At 38.6% G+C, this 26,842-nt stretch carries 24 protein-coding genes and 2 tRNA genes; 11 read left to right on the top strand and 15 right to left on the bottom strand.

Features of this window, described 5'->3' with window-relative positions; all coding sequences use genetic code 11:
* Positions 1–22: 22 nt before the first annotated feature.
* Together WC743_RS17820 and WC743_RS17815 are read right to left on the bottom strand one after the other, a co-directional pair.
* Positions 23–973, bottom strand: a complete 951-nt coding sequence (locus WC743_RS17820) for a FecR family protein (protein WP_373014073.1) — start codon at positions 971–973, stop codon at positions 23–25.
* 72 nt (positions 974–1,045) lie between these two features.
* Positions 1,046–1,615 (bottom strand): RNA polymerase sigma factor, encoded by a 570-nt coding sequence (locus WC743_RS17815; protein ID WP_373014071.1) that lies wholly within the window; start codon positions 1,613–1,615, stop codon positions 1,046–1,048.
* Positions 1,616–1,943: 328 nt separating this feature from the next.
* Here WC743_RS17815 and WC743_RS17810 point away from each other — a divergent pair, with 328 nt between their 5' ends.
* Complete coding sequence (locus WC743_RS17810; protein WP_373014069.1) at positions 1,944–3,428, top strand: serine hydrolase; 1,485 nt, start codon at positions 1,944–1,946, stop codon at positions 3,426–3,428.
* A gap of 148 nt (positions 3,429–3,576) precedes the next feature.
* On the opposite strand, the gene WC743_RS17805 is transcribed toward WC743_RS17810, so the two are convergent.
* From WC743_RS17805 to rfaE1, 3 genes are all read right to left on the bottom strand, one after another.
* A tRNA-Leu gene (locus WC743_RS17805) sits at positions 3,577–3,658 on the bottom strand.
* A gap of 100 nt (positions 3,659–3,758) precedes the next feature.
* Positions 3,759–4,538 carry an ABC transporter substrate-binding protein gene (locus tag WC743_RS17800; protein ID WP_373014067.1) on the bottom strand — a complete coding sequence of 260 codons (780 nt, stop codon included), beginning with the start codon at positions 4,536–4,538 and terminating at the stop codon, positions 3,759–3,761.
* A 12-nt stretch (positions 4,539–4,550) separates the two neighbouring features.
* Positions 4,551–5,501, bottom strand: a complete 951-nt coding sequence (gene rfaE1, locus WC743_RS17795; protein WP_373014065.1) for a D-glycero-beta-D-manno-heptose-7-phosphate kinase — start codon at positions 5,499–5,501, stop codon at positions 4,551–4,553.
* A gap of 108 nt (positions 5,502–5,609) precedes the next feature.
* On the opposite strand from rfaE1, the gene hscB reads away from it, so the two are divergent.
* The 3 genes from hscB to rnhA all read left to right on the top strand — a co-directional run bounded on the left by hscB (position 5,610) and on the right by rnhA (position 6,771).
* The gene (hscB, locus tag WC743_RS17790) at positions 5,610–6,134 is read left to right on the top strand and encodes a Fe-S protein assembly co-chaperone HscB (RefSeq protein WP_373014063.1); all 525 of its coding nucleotides are present in this window, start codon (positions 5,610–5,612) and stop codon (positions 6,132–6,134) included.
* A 25-nt stretch (positions 6,135–6,159) separates the two neighbouring features.
* Positions 6,160–6,239, top strand: a tRNA-Leu gene (locus WC743_RS17785).
* A gap of 61 nt (positions 6,240–6,300) precedes the next feature.
* Positions 6,301–6,771: a ribonuclease HI gene (rnhA, locus tag WC743_RS17780; protein ID WP_373014061.1), complete on the top strand. Its 471-nt coding sequence runs from the start codon at positions 6,301–6,303 to the stop codon at positions 6,769–6,771.
* A 19-nt stretch (positions 6,772–6,790) separates the two neighbouring features.
* Here the strand turns inward: rnhA and fbp are convergent, their stop codons facing one another.
* Genes fbp through WC743_RS17760 form a run of 4 tightly spaced genes read right to left on the bottom strand, consistent with a single transcriptional unit; the run spans position 6,791 to position 9,799 of the window.
* Entirely contained in the window at positions 6,791–7,840 is a 1,050-nt protein-coding gene (gene fbp / locus WC743_RS17775) for a class 1 fructose-bisphosphatase (RefSeq protein WP_373014059.1), read from the bottom strand.
* Positions 7,841–7,869: 29 nt separating this feature from the next.
* A complete protein-coding gene (locus WC743_RS17770) occupies positions 7,870–8,355 on the bottom strand; it encodes a metallophosphoesterase (RefSeq protein ID WP_373014057.1) in 486 nt (161 codons plus the stop codon).
* A gap of 11 nt (positions 8,356–8,366) precedes the next feature.
* Positions 8,367–9,080: a tRNA1(Val) (adenine(37)-N6)-methyltransferase gene (locus tag WC743_RS17765; protein WP_373014055.1), complete on the bottom strand. Its 714-nt coding sequence runs from the start codon at positions 9,078–9,080 to the stop codon at positions 8,367–8,369.
* The gene (locus WC743_RS17760; protein ID WP_373014053.1) at positions 9,077–9,799 is read right to left on the bottom strand and encodes a glycosyltransferase family 2 protein; all 723 of its coding nucleotides are present in this window, start codon (positions 9,797–9,799) and stop codon (positions 9,077–9,079) included. Before WC743_RS17760 ends, WC743_RS17765 begins: the two co-directional genes overlap by 4 nt.
* A gap of 70 nt (positions 9,800–9,869) precedes the next feature.
* Here WC743_RS17760 and WC743_RS17755 point away from each other — a divergent pair, with 70 nt between their 5' ends.
* From WC743_RS17755 to WC743_RS17730, 6 genes are all read left to right on the top strand, one after another.
* Positions 9,870–10,574 (top strand): 3'-5' exonuclease, encoded by a 705-nt coding sequence (locus WC743_RS17755; RefSeq protein WP_373014051.1) that lies wholly within the window; start codon positions 9,870–9,872, stop codon positions 10,572–10,574.
* Positions 10,574–10,939: a DUF1801 domain-containing protein gene (locus WC743_RS17750; protein ID WP_373014050.1), complete on the top strand. Its 366-nt coding sequence runs from the start codon at positions 10,574–10,576 to the stop codon at positions 10,937–10,939. Before WC743_RS17755 ends, WC743_RS17750 begins: the two co-directional genes overlap by 1 nt.
* Before the next feature lie 70 nt (positions 10,940–11,009).
* Positions 11,010–13,148, top strand: coding sequence for a ribonuclease R (gene rnr / locus WC743_RS17745; protein ID WP_373014048.1), 2,139 nt, complete (start codon positions 11,010–11,012; stop codon positions 13,146–13,148).
* Between the two features lie 99 nt (positions 13,149–13,247).
* Entirely contained in the window at positions 13,248–14,222 is a 975-nt protein-coding gene (locus tag WC743_RS17740) for a polyprenyl synthetase family protein (protein ID WP_373014047.1), read from the top strand.
* 12 nt (positions 14,223–14,234) lie between these two features.
* Positions 14,235–14,657, top strand: coding sequence for an energy transducer TonB (locus tag WC743_RS17735; protein WP_373014045.1), 423 nt, complete (start codon positions 14,235–14,237; stop codon positions 14,655–14,657).
* Positions 14,654–16,243 (top strand): M1 family metallopeptidase, encoded by a 1,590-nt coding sequence (locus tag WC743_RS17730; protein WP_373014043.1) that lies wholly within the window; start codon positions 14,654–14,656, stop codon positions 16,241–16,243. The genes WC743_RS17735 and WC743_RS17730 overlap by 4 nt, the downstream gene beginning before the upstream one ends.
* Positions 16,244–16,252: 9 nt before the next feature.
* Here the strand turns inward: WC743_RS17730 and WC743_RS17725 are convergent, their stop codons facing one another.
* The 6 genes from WC743_RS17725 to WC743_RS17700 form a co-directional block, all read right to left on the bottom strand.
* The gene (locus tag WC743_RS17725) at positions 16,253–17,143 is read right to left on the bottom strand and encodes a hypothetical protein (protein WP_373014041.1); all 891 of its coding nucleotides are present in this window, start codon (positions 17,141–17,143) and stop codon (positions 16,253–16,255) included.
* Between the two features lie 55 nt (positions 17,144–17,198).
* Entirely contained in the window at positions 17,199–18,419 is a 1,221-nt protein-coding gene (locus WC743_RS17720) for a family 16 glycosylhydrolase (RefSeq protein ID WP_373014039.1), read from the bottom strand.
* 53 nt (positions 18,420–18,472) lie between these two features.
* Positions 18,473–20,341: a glycoside hydrolase family 30 beta sandwich domain-containing protein gene (locus tag WC743_RS17715; RefSeq protein WP_373014037.1), complete on the bottom strand. Its 1,869-nt coding sequence runs from the start codon at positions 20,339–20,341 to the stop codon at positions 18,473–18,475.
* A 460-nt stretch (positions 20,342–20,801) separates the two neighbouring features.
* On the bottom strand, positions 20,802–22,406 hold the full coding sequence (locus WC743_RS17710) for a DNRLRE domain-containing protein (RefSeq protein WP_373014035.1): 1,605 nt from the start codon (positions 22,404–22,406) through the stop codon (positions 20,802–20,804).
* 364 nt (positions 22,407–22,770) lie between these two features.
* Positions 22,771–22,992, bottom strand: coding sequence for a hypothetical protein (locus WC743_RS17705; RefSeq protein ID WP_373014034.1), 222 nt, complete (start codon positions 22,990–22,992; stop codon positions 22,771–22,773).
* Between the two features lie 469 nt (positions 22,993–23,461).
* On the bottom strand, positions 23,462–24,907 hold the full coding sequence (locus tag WC743_RS17700) for a hypothetical protein (protein ID WP_373014032.1): 1,446 nt from the start codon (positions 24,905–24,907) through the stop codon (positions 23,462–23,464).
* Between the two features lie 929 nt (positions 24,908–25,836).
* Here WC743_RS17700 and WC743_RS17695 point away from each other — a divergent pair.
* Positions 25,837–26,832, top strand: coding sequence for a UDP-GlcNAc--UDP-phosphate GlcNAc-1-phosphate transferase (locus WC743_RS17695; protein ID WP_373014030.1), 996 nt, complete (start codon positions 25,837–25,839; stop codon positions 26,830–26,832).
* The last annotated feature ends 10 nt before the right edge of the window (positions 26,833–26,842 follow it).

The raw sequence follows: 26,842 nt of genomic DNA, 5'->3' as shown, positions 1-26,842 counted from the left end.
TGCTACAGACCGGCTTTTTTGATTAATAAATGATTACTTCATTATTTTTCCTCCTGAAACTGTTTTGATGGATTGAGCATATAATCCTCATGGTCTCGTCAATAGTGCGCGACGAACTAATGATTATATTATATTTATAGGTGTTTGTTAATTTGTTTTTACTTTTTAGCTGTATGCCGTAAATATTTTTAACGGCAAGGGCCAGTTCGTTAAAAGAAACATAGTTAAGTGCGGTATGCCCCTCGGTCCATGTTTTGCTATTTTCAGCATCGCACCCTGTTACGCTACCGGTGTGCCCCTTTATTGAATAAGTTATTTTTTGATTGGGCCGCAGTATTGCCAGTTTTTTTTGCGTATCGTTTACCTGCACGCGGCCCGTTCTTACAGTTACTACAGCGTTGTTTAGCTGCTTATAGGCTTTGATGTTGAATGATGTGCCAAGAACACGGGTGGTAATGCTATTGGTAATCACCAAAAAAGGGCGGGCCGGGTTCTTTTTTACTTCAAAAAATGCCTCGCCTTCATCCAAATAAATACCACGGTAAGTTTTTTTCTCAAAGTCTTCGCTTACGCGGATACTCGTTTCAGCATTTAGCCAAACCTTTGACCCATCAGGCAGCTCCAATTTTCTTACCTGGCCGGTACCTGTCTTAATTATGGTAAATGTTTCTGGCTTGGAATGCTCGATTCTCTTTTTACGGACAAGTATTCCTGTTGTGATTAACAGAATGGTTATAGCAGCAGCGGCATATCGGCTGATATTCAGCCAGCGAATCTTTGCAGGCGACGGATTTAATCGCTCTTTTACGTGTATATATATTTCTCTTTTTAATTGAGAATATTTTTCGGCAGATAAAGAATAGTTACCGTCTTCGTATAACTGGTACCATTCATCAACCAGTTTACGTTCCTGCTCGGTTACGTTGTTTTTAAGGTAGCGATCAATTAAATCTTTTAGTCCCGATGAATCCATCCAGTTTTGTGCTGTTTATAGAGATGTTGCACAAAACGCCTTTTAGTACTTCTATTTTACATCAACTTTCTGTTAACTTTTTGTAAACAAGGCAGCGAACAGAATAAAGCAGTTTAGGTAACGGTCGGGATACTCTACCTTAAGCCTGCGTTTTAAACGCTTTAAAGCTTCGGTAATATTATTTGATACTGTTTGCTCAGCAAGGTTAAGGTTTTCGGCAATTTCTTTAACCGAGTAACTGTCGGTCCTTAATAAAAAGGACCGCTTCATATTAACCGGCATCACCTCCACTTCGTCGCTTACAATTTTTTCAAGGTCAAGATATCCGGACAAGTTTTCGGCAACAAAAGAAAGTTCACCAATGCGCTCTAAAGCTTTTTCTATCGCACTCTGTTTGATGGCTTCAGACCTAAAATGTTGTAATATTTTGAGCTTAACCGCACCGAATAAAAACTGGCTAAGGCTGGTATTTATTTGTAGGTCGTTCCGTTTTTGCCATACCTCAATCAGCAGGTTCTGTACGATATCTTTTGCTGCATCCTCATCGCCTAACCTTGTATGAGCGGCAATAAAAAGTAATTTCCAATAACGGTTATACAATACGTCAAAAGCATTGGTATCGCTTTGCTTAAGCAATTCCAACAACTCGTAGTCGGTAGGTGGATTGTCAAATTATAGCATGCGCCAAATTTAGCTAACCAAGATAAAGTAAATGTTAAGTTATGGGCATAGTGTAAAATATACACTTTTGTGTGAGCGGAAATTGCCAGGCGGGTGTGAATAAGTCTTTTTTTCATAAGAAACACCAACTAATACTGATGCTATTTTATATCAAAATGCTCCTCACCAGTGTTAGCGCCCGCAGAAGTGTTTATTCAATAAGCGATGTAACTAATTTCCGTTGTAAACGTCTTCATTAAAAAACAATACTTACTTCTTACCACATCAAGCTCCATCAAACATAATTATTATGAAGATTAGGTCGCTACAGGTTATAGCCCTCTTGCTAATTATTAGTCTCTGCACAAAGAGCACATCGGTTTTTGCACAAACCGATGTACACAATATTTATTCTATCATTAAAAGAGAGGTGGATAATAAAAGAAGCAAAAGTATTATTGTAGGCGTTATTGATAGCAATGGCAGCCATATCATCAGTGCAGGTGTGTTGAGTGATAAAGACAGGAGGTTACCAGATGGAAACACCGAGTATGAAATAGGCTCAATAACGAAGGTTTTTACTTCGGCAATTTTGGCTGATATGAGTTTGAAAAAACAACTCAATTTAAGTGATCCGTTTTTGAAATATATTCCGGGTTATGTAAGGCCTATCGATAAAAATGTAAGAGATATCACGCTTTTAAATTTAGCCACGCACACTGCCGGGTTCCCGCGTTTCCCGGATAATGTTGACCCCAGAGATCTGGAAAACCCTTTTGTGGAATATACAGTGAGCCAGCTTTATGAATACATTTCCGGTTTTCATCCGGAGTTTAAGCCGGGCCTGGAATACCAGTACTCCAACACCGGTTATGCGCTGCTGGGGCATGTAATTACCGGTATATCAGGCAAGGATTTTGAAACCACAGTAAAGGAGAAAATTTGTACGCCTTTAAAAATGACCAGCACGGTAATTGAGCTTACACCGTCAATAAAAAGTAATATGGCAACGGGGCATAGCGAGTATGGAAAACCTGTGGCCAATTGGGAATTCCCGGCGTTGGCCGCCAACGGAGCTTTACGTTCTAATATGAACGATATGCTCAAATTTGCTGCAGCCAATCTGGGCTTGGTTCAGTCAGATCTGTACCCTGCTATGAAACTGTCTCATGTTCAGCGGGTAAAAAAAGGCAGGGATGACGGATATGTAACTATGGGTTGGACATTATTGAATAACGGAGGTAAACAAGTACTATGGAAAGACGGTTCAACGGCCGGCTATCGCGCCATTGTAGTTATCGACAAAATGAAAAAAAAGGGCGTTGTGATTTTGTCAAACTCACTTAATCAGATTAATGATATTGCCTATCACATTCTGGATTCTACCTCAGCCATAAAGCCGTACAAATACAAATGGGCACTGTTAGACACTATTACAACAATTGCAAACCAGAAAGGTGCAGATGCCGCAATCAACTTATATCATCAACTAAAAAAATCAAAAAGCGACAAATTTATTTTTGAGGAATCGATGCTTAATTATGCGGGCAATGAATTACGGAAAATAAATAAAACAGATGCTGCAATTAAGATGTTCAAACTTAATATAAGCGAGTATCCAAAATCTACACAGGCGTATGAAAGTTTAGCTGACCTGTACAATCGGACTGGTAATATCAAACCGTCCATTAAAACATATGAAGAACTATTAACTATAGATCCAAAAAATCCACACGCAATTTGGATGCTTAAAAAACTTCATCAAAAAATAAAGAAGCATCAGTCTAATCCGTAAGTTAATAAACACCATGGAATCATGTTGTAAGGAAAGTGCATTTAGAATACAACTACATCAATGAAGCTTTTTAAGATAAAATTGGTACTTAATAAAAAAGGGCTGCTCTTGTAGAGCAACCCTTTTCGGAATTTAACACAATCCCATGTGCGGAAGAAGGGACTCGAACCCCCACGCCTCGCGGCGCCAGATCCTAAGTCTGGTGCGGCTACCAATTACGCCACTTCCGCGTTTGGTTTTTAGAGAGTGCAAAGATAGCGTAAAAAGCTAAACTTTAAAATTGAATTTTAAGTTTTTAGTTATCTGCCTCATTACTTAGCTATTATTTTATTACAGAGTACTAATAAGGCCGTTAAAATAAGCGGGCGCATGCAATAATCTGCTTCCATACCAGGAAAACATTTCGCCATCAACCAATATAATTTTAGTGTTTGGCAACAATTTTTCAAACTCAACAATATGCTTTTGAGCAAATGGATATGGTTCTGATGAAAGAAACAGTACATCGGGCTGGGCGGCAATTAAATCATCGGGGGTTACCTCAGGGTATCTGTCTTTATTAAAAGCATTGGTAAATCCGCATAACTGTAGCATGGCGTTTATAAATGTGCCTGTCCCTACCACCATATAGGGTTTACGCCATATAAAGTAAGCTACCCGCAGGTTTTTATCAGATGGTTTTAGTAAACTAAATTGCCCACTGATATTACTACTTAATTCGTTCGCTTCGGTTCTCCTCCCAACAACCTCACCTACTCTATTGATCATATCCACCGCGGTTGCAAGATCATGTATGTCGCTTACCCAAACCGGATACCGCATCATTAACTCTTCTACCTGGTTTTGTTCATTCTCTTCCTTATTAGCAATAATAAGATCGGGTTGCAGGTCATGTATCAACTGCATGTTTAACTGCTTGGTGCCCCCTATTTTGGTAACCTGCTTTACTTTTCCCTGCGGATGAATACAAAACTTGGTTATGCCCACAATTGCAGCATCAAGCCCGAGATAAAAAAGCAATTCAGTTTGCGAAGGAACTATAGAAATTATCCTTTGAGGTGTAGATGCTAAAGCAATGGCCCGGTTTAACTGATCATAAAATACAGCCATAACAAATATGTTTTACTGGAACATCTCATTAATCTCCTGCAAAGTAGCAGTGGCACTGCCCACCTTGCTCACTACAATAGCGGCGGCATGGTTAGCAAAATCACAGGCTTCTTTTAAAGAATAACCAGAAGCAAGTGCTATAGCGATAGATGCTATTACTGTATCGCCGGCGCCGGTAACATCAACCACGCCCATAGCTTTTGTAGGGATGATGCTTAGTTCGTTATTTTCGTAAATGGCAATGCCATCTTCAGACATAGTAACTACTACAGCTTCACAATTTGTAATCTCTTTTATTTTTATACAAGCACGCTCCAGGCTATCATTATCTTTGATGACAATTCCGGTTGCTAACGAAGCTTCTTTACGATTTGGCTTTATAATACTTACGCCCTGGTATTTTGAAAAATCAAGTCCTTTAGGGTCTACAATTGTTTTGATGCCCGCTGCATTGCATAAAGCAATCACTTCTGATAGCAAATTGGCCGTTAACAAGCCCTTATTATAATCAGATAGCAGTACCACACTGCAGTTACCAATATGCTGGTTAATTAGATCTGAGCATTCATTTATCACTTCTTCACTAACAGGTTCTGTTATCTCTCTATCAAGCCTTATCATTTGATGGTTAGATGACAGCACACGTGTTTTTACCGTAGTACAACGTGCCGGGTCTTTTATCAATCCGTTACTGTTTGATCCGCATTCAATGAGTTTATCAGCAATAATTGCAGCATGGCTATCATTACCAACAACCGCTATAATGCCAGCATGGCAGTCAAGCGCGTTAAGGTTTTCAAGCACATTACCTGCACCACCCAATGTATAACTCTCGCGTGTAATTTCAACCACAGGCACGGGCGCTTCCGGCGAGATCCTGTTACAGTTACCATAGATGTAATGATCAAGCATTATATCTCCTATTATAAGTATTTGAGCGTCTTTATTGATGGTAAAATTCATGCCTTATAAGTAATTCAGTAAACCTCAACAAGTATAAATATTTTTTGTTGTGCGATTGAATATTAATTGCTGTTGCGCCTGCACCAATATTAATAGTAATTTTGACTGATGAATTATTTTGATTTTTACGGAATAACCGAAACTTTCAGTCCCAATGCCGCACAGCTAAAAAAGCAATTTTATGCATTGAGCAAGCAATATCACCCTGATTTTTTTGCAAACGAGGATGATGCAAAGCAACAGGAAATTTTAGAATTATCAACGCTTAATAATAAGGCTTATCAGACACTTTCTGACCCAAATAAGGTGATGGAATACATTTTACGCACCCATAATTTGGTAAGTGAAGGCGCAAAACCGCAACTTCCGGCAGATTTTTTAATGGAAATGATGGATATTAATGAGCGTTTAATGGAAATTGAAGACAAACAACAGCTGGCTAATGTTACTGCAGAAGTACTTGCTATTGAGGGTGATATAAATGAGGAATTAAAAAGCCTAACGCATAATTATACCCAACTGGATGATACTGCCAAAGAAAGCCGGCTAAATGATATTGCAAATATTTACTACAGACAAAAATATCTTTTGCGTATTAAAGAGAGTTTAGATACATTTGCAGCCCGATTGTAAGCAAATACTACTTACAACTGAGTATGCCCAGCTGGCGGAATTGGTAGACGCGCTGGTCTCAAACACCTGTGGGAAACCGTGCCGGTTCGACTCCGGCGCTGGGTACATAAACTTTAACAAATCCCCGATAATATAATTATTGGGGATTTGTTCTTTTAGCCGGATAATGATAGAAATATATACAGATGGTGCATCAAGTGGCAACCCGGGTCCGGGTGGTTATGGAGTGATCTTACGTTCGGGAAAACATTACAAAGAACTTTCTGCCGGTTTCCGTAAAACCACCAACAACCGTATGGAGCTGATGGCTGTTATTACCGGACTGGAAGCTATAAAAACCCCTAATCAGGAGGTTACTATTTACTCCGACTCTAAGTACGTGATCGATTCTATTGAAAAAAGATGGGTACATGGCTGGGTTACTAAAGGCTTTGCAGGTAAAAAGAACAAAGACTTGTGGATAAGGTATCTAAACATTAGCAAATTACATAAGATAAAATTTGTGTGGGTACGCGGCCATAACGGGCATCCCGAAAATGAACGCTGCGACGAATTAGCGGTAGCTGCCGGTAAACAAAAAGACCTGCTGATAGATTCAGTTTTTGAAATGGAAGCTGGTAAGATGGACTTGCTTTAGCGTTTAATTTGTATCTGAACTATTGTAAACAAGTTTCACCCTCAAAATTTTTGCGTGTTAGCTGCGGCGAAAAACAAGCCATCATCTCTTCGGCTTTAATTACCATATTTTTAGAGCCAATAAATATTGCCGAACGCTGATGCAGCTCCGTTACTTCCAGTTCCAATATCCTGTCATAACCATTACTGGCTTTGCCACCGGCTTGCTCAATTATAAAAGCCATTGGGTTGCACTCGTAAACAAGGCGCAGTTTGCCTTTGGGTGCCGATGCCGTTAAGGGATAAATAAAGATGCCTCCTTTAATCATATTACGATGCAGATCTGCAACCATTGAGCCAATATAACGCGATGTATATGGCCTGTTTGTTTTGGCATCTTCTACCTGGCAGTATTTTATATACTTTTTAACCCCATCAGGGAAATGGGTATAATAACCTTCATTTATAGAATATATTACTCCATCGTCAGGTATACACATGTTAGGGTGCGATAAACAGAACTCTCCTATAGATGGATCAAGCGTAAAACCGTTAACTCCCTTACCTGTGGTATAAACCAACATGGTAGATGAACCATAGATAATGTAACCGGCGGCTACCTGTTCAGTACCACGTTGCAAAACATCACTGTCATTTGCTTTACCACTTGCTGATATTCTGCGATATATAGAAAATATTGTGCCTACACCAACATTTACATCAATATTTGAAGAACCATCAAGCGGATCAATGGCTACAATGTATTTCGCCTCCCTGGATATCTCAGAATCAATATGGATATAATCCTCGTTTTCTTCTGAGGCCACCATACAGCATTCCCCACCATATTTTAAAGCCGATATAAATTGCTCATTCGCATAAATATCCAATTTTTTTTGCTCCTCACCCTGAATGTTCACACTACCCGCTTCACCTAAAATATCAGCAAGCCCTGCTTTGTTCACCTCCCGGTTCACAATTTTGGCGGCTATGCCTAAATCCCTAAGCAGCCGGGATAGTTCACCTTTCGCATATGGGAAATCGGCCTGCTTTTCAATAATAAATTGTCCTAAAGTTTTAACTGCTTTCATAGGCTTAGTGTATTTTTTACGTGTTGTTATTATAGTTCAATGACTTCTAAGGTATGAATTTTTTCTTCAGTAATAGAAAATCTAATTAATGTACGAACCTTTTGCCAACCCTGTTTACCGGCTGCACCAGGGTTTAAATGCAAACAATTTATTTTTTTATCATATATAACCTTTAAAATATGCGAGTGCCCGCTGATAAATAAATTCGGGGGCTTAGTGTATATTTCACTCTTAACCGCGGGGCTGTACCTACCCGGGTATCCGCCTATGTGGGTCATCCAAACATCAACAGCTTCACAGTTAAACCGTAAATGTTCCGGGTAAATCTGGCGGATGTCTTTTCCATCAATATTCCCATAAACACCTTTTAACGGTTTAAAGGCGGCAAGTTTGTCTGCCAGTTCTATGTTGCCAAAATCGCCGGCATGCCATATTTCATCGCATTTATCAAAATGTTTAAAAACAGCATCATCCAGGTAACTGTGAGTATCGGATATTAAACCTATACGAACCATTTAATTTCAGATTAGAATATGGTAAAAAACTCTTTTAACGTGTTTTGATATGCTACAGAATATACTTTTGGATGATCATAAATAACAAATGTTTTTTTAATTATACCCGTTTGTGTATTTCCAATGATCAGTATTTCCCGGTGAGGCGCATCATCAGGAAACGAACAGATGCTTATTTGCTTTTGTAAATGAAGCTGGCATTCCGGCAACAGGCCCTTAACCAAATTAGCCGTAGGTACGGGTAATATTAACTGGCAGGTACCGGTCTCTGTCAAATGCTCAGCAACAGCTGTTATCAGCTTTTTGTAAAAACCTTCATCTGTATGCCGGGCAAGGTTCTTTTTAATACCAGGCGACTCCAACGAATTTAAGAAGAACGGCGGATTAGAAACAATAAGATCAAACTTTTTATGAGGATACTGTTCAAAAAAGCTCTCAAAGCCTGTTGTATAAGCTATTATCCGGTAAATAAACGGTGAGTTATTAAAGTTTTCACGGGCAGTTTCTGCCGCGTCTTCATCTATCTCAACCGCATCAATTTTAGCGCTGGTAAAACGTTGGGCAAGCATAAGGGCAATGACACCTGTACCTGTGCCAATATCTAAAATACTTTGCGGGTCATTAGCCTCTGTCAAGGCACCAAGCAGCACACCATCGGTATTTATCTTCATGGCGCAGTTGGTTTGGTCTACATTAAACTGTTTAAATTTGAACACGTTCTTCATCTGGAGAACACCCCATATTTTAAGATACAGTAAATAGCGTGTACACCATCCTTCCAGCCTATTTTTTTACCATCATCATACGTACGGCCATAGTAAGAGATCCCTACTTCGTATATACGAATTTTAGGTACACGGGCTATCTTTATAGTCACTTCAGGTTCAAAACCGAAACGTTGTTCCTGCAGGTTTATACTTTGAATCATCTTGGTATCAAATAATTTATAGCAGGTTTCCATATCGGTAAGGTTTAAATTACTTACCATATTGCACGCAAAAGTTAACCAGCGATTGCCTATTGTATGCCAAAAAAACAATACGCGATGCGGGTTGCTGCCCATAAACCTGGAACCATAAACCACATCGGCAAAACCGTTGTAGACAGGTTTAAGCAGATCATTATATTCGGTTGGGTCATATTCAAGATCCGCATCCTGTACAATCAAATATTCACCAGTTGCTTGTGATATGCCGGTTTTTAAAGCAGCCCCTTTACCCCTGTTCACTTCGTGCTTGAAGTAGCGGATATCCAGTTCGGGGTTTTCGGAGTGATAAGCGGCAATAGTGAGTTGGGTATTGTCGGTAGAGCAGTCATCCACAATAATGATCTCTTTTTTTATATTATCAATTAACTCTACTGCCTTTATGTTATTCAATATCAGAAAAATGGTGCTTGCTTCGTTATAGGCCGGAATAATTATTGATAATTTATCTATTTTCATCGTGAATTTCAAATGCGGCTAAAATTAAATAATATAAATTTTAGATTTGAATTAAACCTGTACACCGGCTATGCTTGAACAATATGACCTAAGTAATTTAATGGTGCTGGATATTGAGACTGTACCGCAATACAGCAGCCATGACCAGGTGCCAGAGCACATGCAGGAGCTTTGGGCGCACAAGATCCGGAACAACCGGGGCGAAATAACAGCTGAAGACTTCTATGAACGCGCGGGTATTTGGGCCGAGTTTGGTAAGATAGTTTGTATCTCGGTTGGCATATTTTTGAATGGAAAAAGAGCGGGGCTGCGTGTAAAATCATTTGCCGGCCACGATGAAAAGGAATTACTGGAAGACTTTAGCAAAATGTTAAGCGGGCAGCCATTGAGCCTGATATTATGCGCGCATAATGGCAAGGAGTTTGATTTTCCGTACATATGCCGGCGTATGCTCATTAATGGTGTGCAGTTTCCGCCGCATTTACAGATCACCGGTAAAAAACCCTGGGAGATCCCTCATCTGGATACTATGGAACTGTGGAAATTTGGCGATTATAAAAACTACACCTCATTAAGCTTGCTTACCGCCATATTTGATATCCCAACCTCAAAAGATGATATTGACGGTAGCCAGGTTGGATATGTTTATTGGGTAGAAGACGACTTGCCGCGCATTTGTACCTATTGCCAGAAAGATGTTATAGCTACGGCGCAATTGTTAAGGCGTTACCGTGGGGAGAGTTTAATTGCGGATGATTGTATAACCATAGTGTAATGCCAACCGAGCTTGATAACTTTTACCTGCAACAACCCGAACCAACACAAGGTTGTTTACTTGCATTAAGAAAAATCATCTTAAAACAGGATCTAAGCATAACCGCAGAGTGGAAGTATAAAATGCCCTTCTTTTGTTATAAAGGCAAAATATTCTGCTATTTGTGGGTGCATAAAAAGCTTCGTCAGCCTTACATTGGTATAGTAGAGGGTAAAAGATTTGAACATCCCGATCTGATTATCGAAAAACGGTCAAGGATGAAGATAATGCTTCTTGATGCAAACAAGGACCTTCCGGTTAGCGTTATTGAGGATATCATACAAAACGCGCTTGACTTGTACCGGTCGGGTTTAATAGTTATATAATAATCATTGTTTAAAAATCATTAATCCTCCCTACAAATCTTTCCCGTATCTTAGCGACAAACAGATTTAAATGTCTAAAAAGAATAAACATAAGTCCTCAATAAACCAGGTGCTCACGCAAATGGTGCTTGATATATTTGAACAAAACGGCAATACGCCATTAAATCATAAACAAGTTTCTGCCAAATTAAACATACGCGACCCTGATGCACGCGGCGTTATCCTTGATGTTTTAAAAGATGAAGCCTTTAAAGGTGTGCTGAAGGAAGTATCGCCCGGAAAATTCCAATTACTTGAATTAAAGACCTTTGTAGAAGGAAAAGTAGACCTCACAAACGATGGATCGGCATTTATTGTTACAGACGACCCGTCAGAGACCGATATATTTGTTGCTCCGCGTAAACTGCGTAATGCCCTAAATGGCGACCGTGTAAGGGTTTACGTGTATGCCATAAGTAAAGGTAAACGCCAGGAAGGCGAAGTGATTGAAATATTGCAGCGTAACAAAATGGAGTTTACAGGAATTGTAAAACTTTCTGAACGTTTTGCTTTTTTCATTCCCGATGATCGCAAAATGATGCATGATATTTTTATCCCCATCAGCGATCTTAATGGCGCCAAGAATGGTATAAAAGCAGTTGCCGAAATTACAGACTGGCCAGCCGGGGCAAAAAACCCTATAGGGCGTATTAAACACGTATTGGGTGTGCAGGGCGAGAATGACACCGAAATGAACGCCATATTGGCCGAGTATGGTTTCCCACTCTCCTTCCCTGCTGAAGTAGAGCACGAGGCCAATGAAATCCCGGTTGATATACCTGCAGATGAGATTGCCAAACGCCGCGATTTTAGGGACATCCTCACTTTTACAATAGACCCATTTGATGCCAAGGATTTTGATGATGCCATCTCCTACAAAAAGCTGGAGAATGGGAATCACGAGATTGGTGTTCATATAGCCGATGTGGCGCATTATATCATCCCCGACTCTGCTTTAGATAAAGAAGCTTACGAGCGTGGCACATCTGTTTATTTGGTAGACAGGGTTATACCTATGCTGCCAGAAAGGTTGTCAAACGGATTATGTTCCTTACGCCCAAAAGAAGATAAGCTATGCTTTGCGGCTGTTTTTGAGCTGGATGAGAATGCCAATATCCTTACAGAATGGTTCGGAAAAACTGTTATTCACTCAGACAGGCGGTTTACTTACGAAGAAGTACAGGATGTAATAGAAACGCAAACCGGCGATTATCCCGAAGAAATATTAAAGCTAAATGCTTTAGCTTACAAATTACGCGACCGTAAATTTAAAGCCGGTGCAATCAGCTTTGAAACTACTGAGATTAAATTTAAGCTTGATGAAAGCGGCAAGCCTACCGGGGTATACGTAAAAGAGCGTAAGGATGCCCACAAGCTCATTGAAGACTTTATGCTGCTGGCCAACCGTAAAGTTGCCGAGCATGTAAGCAAAATGGGTAAGGGCAAACATAAATACACCTTTGTTTACCGTGCACACGACTCTCCTAAGCCCGATGCATTAGCCAATTTCGCCCAGTTTGCTGCAAGATTTGGTTATAAGATCAATACTAAATCTGACAAGGAGACGGCTAAATCCCTCAATTTTTTAATGGAGGATGTAGAAGGTAAAAAAGAGCAAAACGTACTTACTCAACTGGCTATCAGGTCAATGGCCAAAGCTATTTATACTACAAAAACATCAAGCCATTATGGTTTGGCGTTTGATCATTACACACACTTTACATCACCTATTCGCCGTTATCCTGATGTGATGGTGCACAGATTGTTGTTCCATTATTTAAACGGCGGCCAAAGCGCCAATGCAGATCATTACGAAGAATTGTGCAAGCACAGTTCTGCAATGGAAAAAAAGGCGGCGGATGCCGAGCGTTCATCTGTTAAATACAAACAGGCCGAATACCTTAAAGATCAAGTTGGTAATATATTTACCGGCATAATTTCGGGTGTTACGGAATGGGGTATGTATGTAGAAATAATTGAAAATAAATGCGAAGGAATGATACGCCTGCGTGATATTAGTGACGATTTTTATACTTTAGACGAGAAAAACTATGCCATCATCGGTCAGCGTAAAAAGAAGACCTACCAATTGGGGGATGAGGTAAGTATCCGTGTGAAAAATGTTGATCTGACTAAGAAACAGATTGATTTTTCATTAGTAAATAGTTGATTTAGTTATAATAAGTTGATTGAACCTGGTTGGGTTATGTGTGGATTTTAACTACGAAACCCAATAAAATAGCCTGATTCAATCAGCTCAACGCACGACATGAGAAAATTGGAAGACCTGCAATCGCTGATTGCAAATTCTATATCTGAATTAAAATACCCTGCTTATCCTGCCGAGCTGTACGAGCCTATCAGCTATATTTTAGCTTTAGGCGGCAAACGTATGCGCCCCGCCCTATTGTTAATGGCCTGTGACCTGTTTGGCGGAGATGTGGAGGCTGCCCTTCCTCCTGCTTTAGCTATTGAGGTGTTCCATAATTTTACGCTGATGCATGATGATATTATGGATAATGCACCTATCCGTCGTGGCCGGGTCACTGTACACGAAAAGTGGAACCAGAATGTGGCCATCCTATCCGGCGATGTAATGCTGATAGAGGGTTACAAACTGATGATGCAGGTACGTGATAATATTCTGAGGCAGGTGCTTGATATTTTCAATGCTACAGCGGTTGGTGTTTGTGAGGGCCAGCAACTGGATATGACCTTTGAGACCAGTAACAACATCAGCATTAACGAGTACATAAGCATGATCCGCCTTAAAACGGCTGTAGTGTTAGGTGGCGCGCTTAAAATAGGCGCGCTAATTGGCGAAGCCGACCAAAAAGATGCTGACCTGTTGAGCACTTTTGGCGAGCAATTAGGCATAGCCTTTCAACTACAAGATGATATATTGGATGTTTACGGCAACCCAGAGAAATTTGGCAAACAGGTTGGCGGAGATATTATCTCCAACAAAAAAACCTATCTGCTAATTAAAGCACTGGAACTGGTTAAAGGTGAACAAGCCGTTGAGCTGAACAAATGGCTTTCTTATAAACAATTTGATACTGCCGGGAAAGTGGCCGCGGTTACAGAAATATATAACAAGGTAAACGTACGCCAATATGCTGAGAGCGAAATGCAGGCATATGCCGAGAAAGCCTTTGAAGCTCTTGAACAGATAAATTTGCCTGAAGAAAGTAAACAATACCTGCGCGATTTTGCAGATGGGTTATTAGTTAGGGAATACTAACTGTATTATAAAATGAACGGATTTTTAACGCGAAGCGCTCTTACATTTATTATCAGCACTTTGTTTTTTTCAGCGTCTGCTCAGACAACTAATATAACGGCAAAAACAGATACTACATTTGGCCCGATGGAAGTTGCACCCGAATTTCCGGGAGGCCAGGCCAATTTGTTAAAATTTATCGATGACAACCTAAAATACCCTGTTGAAGCAAGAAAAAAGAAGACAGAAGGAAGAGTTATCATAACTTTTGTAGTAGAAACAGATGGGACGCTAACAGATATTAGAGTTGTAAGAAGCCTGTCTGTAGATACTGACGCAGAAGCGATAAGAATAATAAAACTATCGCCAAAATGGAAACCGGGCAATCAACATGGTCAACTTGTTAGGGTACAATATGCGATGCCCATAAAATTTTCATTAGCTAATAAAATATGATTCGGACGAAATTAATAACGCTATTCCTAATATCTGGCTTGGCGCAGGCCTCGGCCCAAACCTCTGGTGGTAAGCTAAAGCCCGAGCAAGCTATTATGGATGTAAGGCATTACACCATCGCGCTAAATGTCAATTTCGATCAGAAATCAATTGATGGTTCAACCGTTGTTGATGTAATAATGGAAAAGCCTGCAAAGGTATTGCTGTTAGATCTGCTTGATTCTTTGAATGTGAGTGAAGTTTCTGTAAATGGCACTAAGCAACCATTTAAACATCAAAATGACCTGATAACCATCAACCTGAATAAAGAACTGCCTGCCGGGAAAGCAAGTATAAAAGTGCTGTACGGTGGCAAACCACGCATTGCCAAAAGACCGCCCTGGGATGATGGATTTACCTGGACACAAGATTCAACCGGGCACCCATGGCTGGCCATAACTGCAGAACAAACTGGTGGTAAAATATATTTTCCTTCAAAAGATAGTCCGTCTGATGAACCAAACGAAGGGGCTGATCTTATCATTACCGTACCTAAAGACCTGGTTGTTGCAGGGCCGGGATTATTAAAAGGCGTAAGTAAAAAAGGAAACACAGCCACCTATCATTGGAAAACCAGCTACAGCATTAATAATTACAGCATTTTATTTAATGTGGGCGATTATAAAATGGTAAGCCGTACCTACAAGTCGGTTGCGGGCAACACTGTTCCGGTGCAGTTTTATGTATTAAATGAGCATGCCGATAAGGCCCCTCATTTGCTGGATATGCTGGTTAAAGTCACCCAATCAAAAGAAAAATATTTTGGTGAGTATCCCTGGGCAAAAGAAAAGATAGGTATTGTAGAAACACCACACCTGGGTATGGAGCACCAGAGCATGAACGCCTATGGAAACAAATTCAGGTACACTAAACTTGGCGGGCAAGATTTTGATTGGTTGATGACACATGAATTTGGCCATGAGTGGTGGGGCAATAAGATCACCGCTAAAGATTGGGCCGATTACTGGATACATGAAGGAATTGATACTTATGCCGATGCATTGATTACGCTGGATTTTGAAGGTAAACAAGCCTATATTAACCGTATAAAAAAATCGGCATACAATATTCAAAACAAACAACCGCTTGTGTTGGGTAAAGATATTGACGAAGCATCAGCATACAATAATGACATTTATACCAAAGGCGGTTATTTTATGCACACGCTGCAATACGTTATAGGCGATAGCACCTTTTTCCCTGCCCTTAAAGGCTTTGCAACCGACCCGATGCATACCTACAGCAATCTATCAGTAACCGACGATGTGGAGCAGTATTTTAGCAAAGCATATGGCCAGTCGTTAAAACCTTTATTTGACCTTTACCTGCGCACTACCAATAAATTAGAAGTAAACGTTAAAGCAAGGCCAAATGATAAGTACCTCATAAAGCTGCAAAATATAAACATGAACTTACCATTGGATATTACTACGGATGCAGGTGTACAACACGTTGTAGTTACTCCACAGGGTATAACTGTAGCCAGCAAAACATTACCTGTAATTGATGCGGATGGATGGTATCTGAAAAAGGTGATTTATGAGTAATTATTTGAATTAATAGCTTAATACTAATCCACCGAACAGCTTATACCCTTTTCTGTCTACGCCGTTCAATTGTGTTTTATCTGAACCGCCGGATGATAGGAACAGTTCATCTACCCCTTTGCCTGTTTGCCAGGTAAAATAACCTCCGCCTGCTTGTATAGTGAGATTTGAGGTAAGATCATAAGAAAGGGCAGCAAGGCCATCAATACCAAAACCTTTGGCGTTATGCCGGTAGCTTACCGGGTGCTGAAAAGTTTGTATAAGGTTCCAGTTGGCTTTTGCATTATAGTTTACCTGGTTATAGGTAAAATTTGCAATTAGCTTGAATTTATCTGTTAATAGAAGTATTGCATTCGCTCGTACAAACGGGCCTTTCCAATCAGTTTCATAAGTGCTGTTCAAATCTGGTAAATTCCCTGTCTGATCTAATAAATGTAATGATTGCCTGCTGATGCCATATCCTACATATGGTATCAGGCTGAAATTGTTGCCACTAATTAAGACGTATCCCGCACCCGCAGACCAAACCTGAGTATAACCCTTGTCGGCATCAAATATCTCATTATAGACCGGATTTGTGCGATTATCACCGCTATAGTCATTATCTGATACCGTACCTGATCTGATAAAGCTCCTTGAATAATCGGCTGTCAATAAGATCTTATTCCAAACATTCCATTGTAAGGCAGCGCTCACATACCCCCCTCCAACCTTTTTCCATTTCAGCTCAGAATAAATATTAGGGTTTCCTCCGGCAATATTGCCGGCTATAGACCAACCAAGGTCTTGCATTTCATAACCTGTTTGCAAACTTAGCCGCAGTTTTTTGGGTATAGATTGAGCAAAAAGCGAATGAACACTTAACAGGATAAGGCAGCAAACACTGGTTGGTTTTCTCATTCAGGGAAGTAAAACAGCCTGCCTTTGGCAAGGCAGGCTGAAATTTAAGAATTTATTATTGGTTTACACCAAATGCTTCCCAACCCGAGGCTGTCGCGCGGGTACAGGTCATGGCCTGCGTTCCGTTCTCGCTGGATATAAACTTACCGTTATTACCTCTAAAGGTAACTTTGCCATCTGCAGTTGGCACCCAGTCAAATTTCTCCCAATCGCCAATAGTTGCACGATTACAGGTAATAGCTTGTATGCCGTTCTCTGATGATACATATTTGTTCATACTGCGTAAGGCTACTTTGCCATTACCAGCATCAACTACAGTAAATTGTTCCCATGCCTGTGCCAGGGTACTATTGCAAGTCATGGCTTGTGTTCCGTTCTGGCCATTTACATATTTGTTGTTTATTCCCTTAAGTGTAACTGTTTGGCCAATTGGCGCCGGTGTACCGCCGGATGTGATGTTGTAAACCTTTACATAATCTACATACATATTAGCTGGCAAAGCGCCGTTATTAATGTTATTACCAGGCAAATCGCCACCAACGGCAAGGTTCAATATCAAGAAGAATGGTAAATGAAACTCTTCGGTACTATTAATATTATTTGCAATATTACCTGTGTTAAACAGGGTGCCATCTACATACCACCTTATACTATTGGCATCCCATTCCACGGCATATAAGTGATAGTCGGTAACATTAACAGGTGTGCTGTTGCCATAATATACGTGGCCATTATTGTTCCAATGCATGGTACCCAGCGTTACATTACTGGTATTGGTTTGCTCCATAATATCAATTTCGCCGCATTGAGGCCAGTTAACTGTTCCTATGTTGCTCCCCAGCATCCAGAATGCAGGCCAGCTTCCCTGAAAAGCCGGAAGCTTGATACGAGCTTCAATACGCCCGTATTTTAGGGTAAACTTACCGGCTGTGGTTAACTTGGCAGATGTATATGGCTGCCCGCCCATACTTTGATTTTTAGCCGTTATTACCAAATTACCGCCTGTTACGGCTGCATTTGCCACGGCATAATACTCTTTTTCATTATTTACATTTGGGTTGCCAACGTCTATATTCCACTTGCTGCCATCAACACTTGTGCCATTGAATTCATCAGACCAAATCAGCGTTAATGCCCTGGGAGTAGTGGTCTGTGTTGCATCAAAGGGTGCTGTTGCGGCCGGTTGATTTACATCCTTTTTACAGGAAACAGCCATCATACCTAACAGCAGCACCATGCCTGTGCCTTTCAGAAAGTTTAACAATTGCTTTTTCATAATTTAAAGTTTAGTGATTGGTTTTATATCATTGATTTGGATACGATAGCGAATTATTGGTTTACCCCAAATGCTTCCCAGCCCGAGGCTGTCGCGCGGGTACAGGTCATAGCTTGTGTGCCATTTTCGCTGGATATAAATTTGGCGTTATTCCCTCTAATGGTAACCTTACCATCTGCAGTTGGCACCCAGTCGAACTTTTCCCAATCGCCAATTGTTGCCCGGTTACAGGTAATGGCCTGTGTGCCATTTTCAGACGATACATATTTGTTCATGCTACGCAAGGCTATTTTACCACCACCTGCATCAACAACCGTAAATTGCTCCCATGCCTGTGCTACAGCACTATTACAGGTCATAGCCTGTGTACCATTTTGACTATTTACGTATTGGTTATTAAATCCTTTTAATGTGATGGTAGTGCCAATAGGTGCGCCTGTACCGCCTCCTGTGGATGGTGTACCCGTCCATTTAAAGGTCACTACCGCTCCTGCCGCCAGGCTGTAGGTAAATGACTCTCCACCCCATTTCAGCTTGAAGCTAACTGTGCTGCCGCCGCTATTTGATGCGATAACTACCTTTGATCCATCACTGTTTTTGAATGCTACATTTTGGATAGTACCTGCAATATTTGAGCTGATGCGTACAGCACCCGGGCGAACAACTTTTGAAGCATGACCAATTATGTAATAGCCTACATTACGCGTAATTGATGTTCCGCTTACGGTTATGCCGCCTAAACAAGTGCTGCAGCCTCCGTTGGTATGCGGGTTATTATTAGGATCTGCCGCCAGGTTCCATTCCAGCACATTACGGCTCCAATTACGGCTCGCGCCAATTATCAGTGTATTAATGTGCCATGCCAGATCGCCTGCAAAGTTGCTTGGCGCACCTACCCATTGCTCAGTGAAATAAACATTTTTGTTTGGATAAGCATTATGCACATCCGTTAAAGCGTTGATATTGCCTGCATACAAGTGGAACGCGGAACCATCAACATACTGGCTTGCATTACCAACAACAGTTGTGGCATAGCTTGGCACATCGGCATTATGGTCATAGGCGATGATCTTGGTATTTAAACCGGCCGCCCTTAACTGTGGCCCCAAATTGTTATTAATAAAATTTACCTGCTCGTTTGCCTGCATTACCATACTTGGATTATTGTATGGGTTTAAAGGTTCGTTTTGGGGTGTAATAGCGTCAATGGTGATTCCCTGTGCCTGCATAGCTTGTATGTATTTTACAAAATAACGTGCATAAGCATCATAATAAGCGGTATTTAAACTACCACCAGTGTAACCATTGTTGCCGGTGGTGTTTACCTTCATCCAGGTTGGCGCTGTCCATGGGCTACCCAGTATTTTTATATTTGGATTAATAGCGAGGATCTTTTTTAGGATAGGAAGAAGATCTGTATTCTCTTGCGCGAGGCTAAAATTGTTCATATTAACATCACCAGCGGTTTGATTATAGGTGAAATCTGAAGAACTTAGGTCGGATGCACCAATACTGATGCGCAGGTAGCTAATACCTATTTGTCCGCTTCCGGTTCCAAACAATTCATTTAGCACACTTGCCTGATTACCACCAAGGCCATTCAGTAAGCTTGCGCTGCCACCTGTTAAAGTAAAGCCAAAGCCATCAATGCCCTGGTAGGTAACATTTTCGTCAACCGTAATTGTGGTAGCGTTTGTACCGGCGTCCGCGGCAAAGTTTAATGAGCTTTGTGCTAACAGGCTGGATTTGTTAGCAGTGGTGAGCCATGCTGTAACGGGAGATGTAGCCGCACGCGCTACAGTTTCGGGGGTTCCTGTAGTTACTACACCCTGTGAACCAGAGTCTTTCTTACATGCATAAACGAACATGGCGAAGGTAACAATGACCATCGCGAGCAGCTTAAAAGTGTAATTAATTTTCATAATTGTGTCGGTTATTTAGTTATTGGTTTGATTCGTAAGCTTTATTCCATGCTAAAATCCGTTTCTGCTATAACTGCTATTTAAAATCACGATGCAAGAAATAGCCAACAGGCTTTAATCGCATTTATGTATTTTTCAATAAAAGGCAGGATGCCGGTATAATTGGTTAAAGTAATTTTTACGTTACAATCAATAATAAAGTTTCATAAACAACTGATAATTAAATAATTAAAAGACACCTATACGCTTATATCGCAAACAATTTTTTTAATAAACAGCACTTTAAATGATTTAAACATGCTTTTAAAGTTTTATAAAAAAAGTTGCGATACGCTTATATCACACATTAATTTTGAATAATTGCGTAGTGTAAAAAAGATTTATTGAGCATAAAGGGAATACCGTTGGGGCAGTATTATTAAGATAAGAAGCAGATCACCTTGCTAAAATAATTAATCATTCATTGTATAACCAATTGAGGCTTATTCTTTGAAGCCTCTTTACTATTTAACTGCAAAGTACTATTCCCGTTGGCCGGATCTTTAATAAGCAGACTTGCTACTTTGTCTCCGGCAAATTGTGTTTTCGCGAAGTTTGTCACATCAAATTCAATATACTTAGCCTGATTATTAATAGCTGCCGAACTTAACACCGGCGTAAGCGTTGTTGGCGCATTGTTAAAAGTAATGCTTCCTTCTGCCCAGGTGTTATTAGTTACCCCGAAACATGAAAGGTTAATATTTTGAGAATTATCTATGTTAGATCCGTATATCCGCAATTTTGCCGAAGTTAAATTAGTGATGGTACTCAGAGAAAATTTTACAAAAGAAAAACGTGTATAATTGCTAACTGCAGATCCTTTAACAATCAGCGCTGTATCACTTCCGTAATTAGTTAAGGCAAAGCTTCCATTGCGAACAAATGCATCTTCCAGAGGAGATAATGTAATTGTGTTATTGTTAACTACTGCAACACCTTTGTAATTAGTATTTGAGAAATTACCCCCCGCATAATAAATGTTATCGTTTATAACAGCTGCGGCTCCTCCAGACCTGGTTACAGGAAGGGAATTAAGTTCTGCCCATGTGTTAGTTGCCGGCGAATATGCAGATACCAACTTTGTGAAAACATTGTGAGCACTTTCGCCACCCAATACAAGAATCCTGTTTCCTTTTACAATTACAGAAGATGAAATATGATCACGACCAACTTTCATATCAGCTAATCGTTTCCATGTATTTGTAGTTTCATCATAAACCTCCAGCGTTTTTTGAACTACAGCCGAGTTATCATGATTATGGGACCCACCCATGTTATATATTTTGTTTTCAAATACCACTGCCCCTGCCTGGTTAACCGGATTTATTAATGAGGCTAATGTTTTCCATCCGGCTGCTAAATTATTAAGATCTAATGCATAGTGCGCACTTACATCATTACGGGACAGATCAGCCCCTCCCATAAAATGCAATTTTCCATTTAAATACTTTAGTTGGCCAACCCCTAATGATCTGGGCAGATCAGGCAGGCGCGAATAACTGTTTAACTCAATATTATACTTCCAAACCTGTTTGGTTCCGAATACCTGGCCGGTGCCAGTTGCATTAGATATATAGCCGCCTGCAAAGTAAATAGAGGTACCGTCATTGGTGAGCCCTTCATTTGCAACACCACCAAAGTCTGGCCCGTTGGGTAAGTGGGGAAGATCTGCAATGGCAGACCATGAATTAAATGCGGGGTCATAAACATATGCACGCTTGGTAGTAGTCCAATATGTAGGTCTTTTATTAAAATCATGGCCTCCAAAAATATAAAGCTTGTTATTTACTACTTCGCCGTTGACCTCATGAGTTGCAACGGGTTGAGACTTTGCATTACCCCACGTAATTGTAGTAAAATCGGAACTGGTTTCGCTCAGGATATTTTCAATCCCAACTGTAAAATCTTCGCCCTTATTAATTGTAGGTTCTGGCTTAATATCGTCACTCTTTTTGCAGTTTTGGAATAGGAACAGAGAAGTAAACAATAGTAAAAGGCCTAAAAAATGGGTTTTATATTTATTCATAAAATTCAACTCACAAATAGCTTTAAATATCCCCTGTTCTTAGTTCATATCTATTTGTGATTATTGAATAAAGTTAAATAGAAAAGTTGCCCTCAATTTAACATACGTTAAGTTGTGTAAATTATGTGATAAGCTTATTTGGGAAATTACTTAAAAGCCGGCCGGACTTAAGGTTTATTCTACAACATTACCCAGAAAGGAGTTATAACCCTTAATTAATGAACTGTACTATTGTGAAGTGCTATTCGCGATTTAAGAATGGGAAGATCTTAGTTTATATAAATGAAGTAAAAACCCAGGTTTGAGGAAAGGGTAATTGTAATTGTTATGTGTATATTATTAAACTATAACCAATCAGATTAACTTACTTTTTTACAGTATAATCTGATAATACTTCTTTATACTGGTCTAAAATTAAATTGGGTACATTACCCATTTCATGGAGGTCATTTAAAAATTCAGTTGTTTTAGCAAAGCAACCATTTTCAAAGTTCAGTTCTTTGTTTCTGCTTTTAATTTTTAAACTTAATTCATTATTGGTAATAATAAACCAAAACGCATTAAAAGCAATCGATATCCGTTTCATATTAAAGTATTAGGGAATTCCTGTATACGATATTCTTTAAACTTTAGTTACGCATATTTATTGTAAATATCTTGCTTTAAAGTATTAATAGCTAAATCGTTTAGTTCTTTACAAACTCAAGAATCTTCCGCAAAGTTAATCTGTTGTTTTAAATGGAGACTATAAAAATTAATTTTTTACAGAAGTACCGATCAGGAAGCAATAAAGCAATTATAGATTGTATAATAAAGCCTCCTTACTCTCGCAGTTTGGAGGCTCCCCTAATTAACTTTACTAATTCATTTAACGCTTAATTACATGAAGTTCTCTAAGTAAAATATTTAATTCTTCACATACAACAGAACAACTCAATACGTAAAGTAATTGGTGAAATTGTGTGTATGTTTTTCTCATAATCAGCCTGGATAAGCATTATAAATGAACTAGTAACGAAGGACTTGTATACTAATTAATAATCAGCCTGGTAGAGTTAATTAACCTTTTGAGAGATTGGTCTTACGTTTTCAACATAGTAAACATTGTCCTGGTAATCATAATTTGTGCCGCCTTTGCCTAAATAATCGCTTCCTAATATATAAGCGTTATCAATTACAACTCCATATTCATTTATGGCTTTCCAAACCCTTATCCCTATCTTTTTTTCATAATTCTTATTCCTGTCTGTATCTAATGCCCCTATCTTTAATGCAAATGAACGTGTTGGTGTAAATGAAGCATAATTATTTAGTGCATCAGATGGGGCTGGTAACAACATTTGACCACTATGATCATCTGTGTACTGAAGAGGATTTACATTTTTTTGACCTTTGTAATAATAACCAATTGTATCAGTATCTTCTATGGTACAGCAGCCATGATATGACGCTATTTTTATAACCTTTACAGGGATTGCTTTATTTGCTATTTCAAAATAATCTGCCGGTATTTCATCAGATAATTCAGTAATGTTGTCTCCGCGTAAGCCGTTATCAAAATTCTTAAACCCTACTTTTGTTTTAAAGTTTAAAACGTTCAAGACCCTTTGAAGCTCTGGTTCCCAATCACTTTCAGCTCTATACTGCCATATGCTTCTTAAATAAATTGTCTTTACGGGTTTAGTTTTATCGTTGGTTTCCAAAGTTAATGTACCATTTAAATTTAAACATGTACTTCCTACCGGTACCTGATAGTTAATAGTCCTGCCAAAACGCACTAAATGATATTGTAATTTAAGTAAGGCCTTCCAAAGCGAAGGTGTTATTCTTTGATTAATTGCATTTGCAGTAAAGGCAATAGTTATATCTGCAGAGCCACCAGGGGGAATACTTAAAGGAAATGATAAGCTATCAGTATTTATATTATTTATACGGGTTATTTCCCATAAGCCTTTATTAGAAAAAGACGCTTTACTAATTACATAATTATAGGCATTTTGATTTTTAATACGAACAGTTACACGATCATGATTATGGGCGAGTGCTTTATTTTTAGGGCTTGCACCATTTTTGTATGGCAAATAAATTAACGAAAACACCAAGTGTGTATTTGATGGGAAGCCATCCATGTTTTGAATGGTTATATTACCCGGAGAAACAGCAGGTGATGCATATGATGAAAATTTAAATGAAAGTTTATAGGGGTTACTTTCTGTTTTGTTAATTGATAAATTGGTTAAGAAATTATAAAAATTCAATTTTAAACTAATAGCTGTTAACAGGTTAAAACACACACATATGATCAGGGCTGTTATGCGTATATTAAATTTATTGTTAAATAAAACTATCACTAAAAATACGGCAAGCGTTAATAAACCTACTAAAACAGGTAAATAGATATTTAACAAAGCACCTAACTCATCAACCTGTAAATTAACAGAGGTTGCTATAATTATTGACAAAGCAATACTAATTATCAGCACTGTTAAAAGGTAACCCAATGTAAAATTCTTTATGCTAAAATTTTTCATATACAAATGATTATATCTTATTAATATTTTGTTTCTTTTTGGATTATAGCGCTTTGCCTACTTTCAATAGGCTGTTAACAACCCATAATGGCAAGTCCCTTTTTAATAAACTTAGCGCATAGCAAAACTTTATATTGCCATTCAGTTTAAGGTTGTGATAATACAGGATTTTAACTATTGAAAAATCTTTAGGTTGCTTTTCAATAGTTTCTGAAATTATTCTAATAGTTGTCTGTTGTGTGTGATCATTATTTCTATTGTAATTTGGTTGTTGGTTTATTATATACCCAAATCTAACGTGATGATCTTTAATATTTTACATAAAAACATTATTGGGCCAACTACGTATAAAAATGCTCACAATTTCACACCTCTTGAGAGAATATCTATTATTATCTATATTATGAAACTTTCTAAAACTGTATTTAAATGAGAAAATAGTTATAACTGCATTTATTGATCGGAATAAAATATTGCAGCTACTTTCTCACAAAGTGAGAAAAAGTGTGTAATTAATTGTGTACCAGAAATTTAAGTATCATCCTTATATTTGATACAGTTAGTTATAAACCGTTAGTTAATAGTTAAAAATAAGCCCCCTAAAAAGGGCTTATTTTTATTTATAAGCATGGCTAATTAAATATTCACTGAAGAAAATATTTTCTAAAATACCCCTTAATAAATTGGTGGCATCTAACCAATATCTCCCATCACGTATTTAATACTGATAGAATAATACTGTTTCACAATTTTATACATTTTGGTTACAATCAGGGATGTATCCTTTGCCCCTTTCTTATATAAACTTAACTTGTAATAACATTAAGTTAGCTATAATAAACCCCAATTATTGGCTGATCTACTTTGAAAATAGTCAAACACCAGCAAAATTTTATTAGATGGGAAAAATTACTCTTTATGTCTCTTTTTTAATAATTTTCTTTCTATTAGAATTGGTCTACCTGCGCTTAGCAAATCATTTTAAAATAAATGCTATACCCAGCCAAAGAGGCTCTCATAATCAAGTTACAATAACGGGAGGTGGTATAATATTTCCAATTGCTTGTTTTGCTTTTTTTTTGACATCACAATTTCAATACCCATTTTTTATATGCGGCCTTATCATGGTAGCATTTATTAGTTTTATGGATGACATTAAAGAAGCATCGATAAAAATCAGGCTTCTGATCCAGTTACTGGCTGTGTTTCTAATGTTTATGGAATTTGATCTATATTCAAACCAGTTCCTGATTATAGTATTTATCTTAATTACTACAATCATATTTATAAATGCTTATAACTTTATGGATGGGATTAATGGAATTACCGTTGCATATAGCTTAGTACAATTTTTCACCTTTTATTATATAAACCATTTTAAAGTCCATTTTATTGACGAAAATTTACTCATTACAGTTAGTATTGGCCTTCTTGTTTTTAAGTATTTTAATTTTCGTATAAAAGCCAGGTGCTTTGCCGGTGATGTGGGTAGTATCAGCATTGCATTTACAGTGTGTTTTTGTTTGCTAAAATTGATATGGCAGACTCAAAATTTATTTTTTATCAATTTTTTGCTGATTTATTGTCTTGATGCTGGTAGCTCCTTTGTATTTAGATGGATAAAAGGCGAAAATGTTTTTCAACCCCACAGAAAACATTTCTACCAATTTTTAGCAAATGGATTAAAGTGGCACCACATATCGGTTGCAATAGTTTTTGGATTAGCCCAGTTAATGATTAATATGTTTATTATTTACAATTATAATTTAACAGGTAATGATTATAATTTATATAATACTGTATTATTTATGCTTGTAGCTACAGGTTTATTTGTTTCAATGCGAATTAAACTGGAAGGTAAATCTTTATATATGAAGACTAACACTTCCTTATAACTTGTCGGCT

The organism is Mucilaginibacter sp. (assembly GCF_041660805.1).
In the GTDB taxonomy this organism is placed as follows: domain Bacteria; phylum Bacteroidota; class Bacteroidia; order Sphingobacteriales; family Sphingobacteriaceae; genus Mucilaginibacter.
Note: the sequence above shows the minus strand (reverse complement) of the source record. Positions and strands in the feature narration are given on the sequence as shown.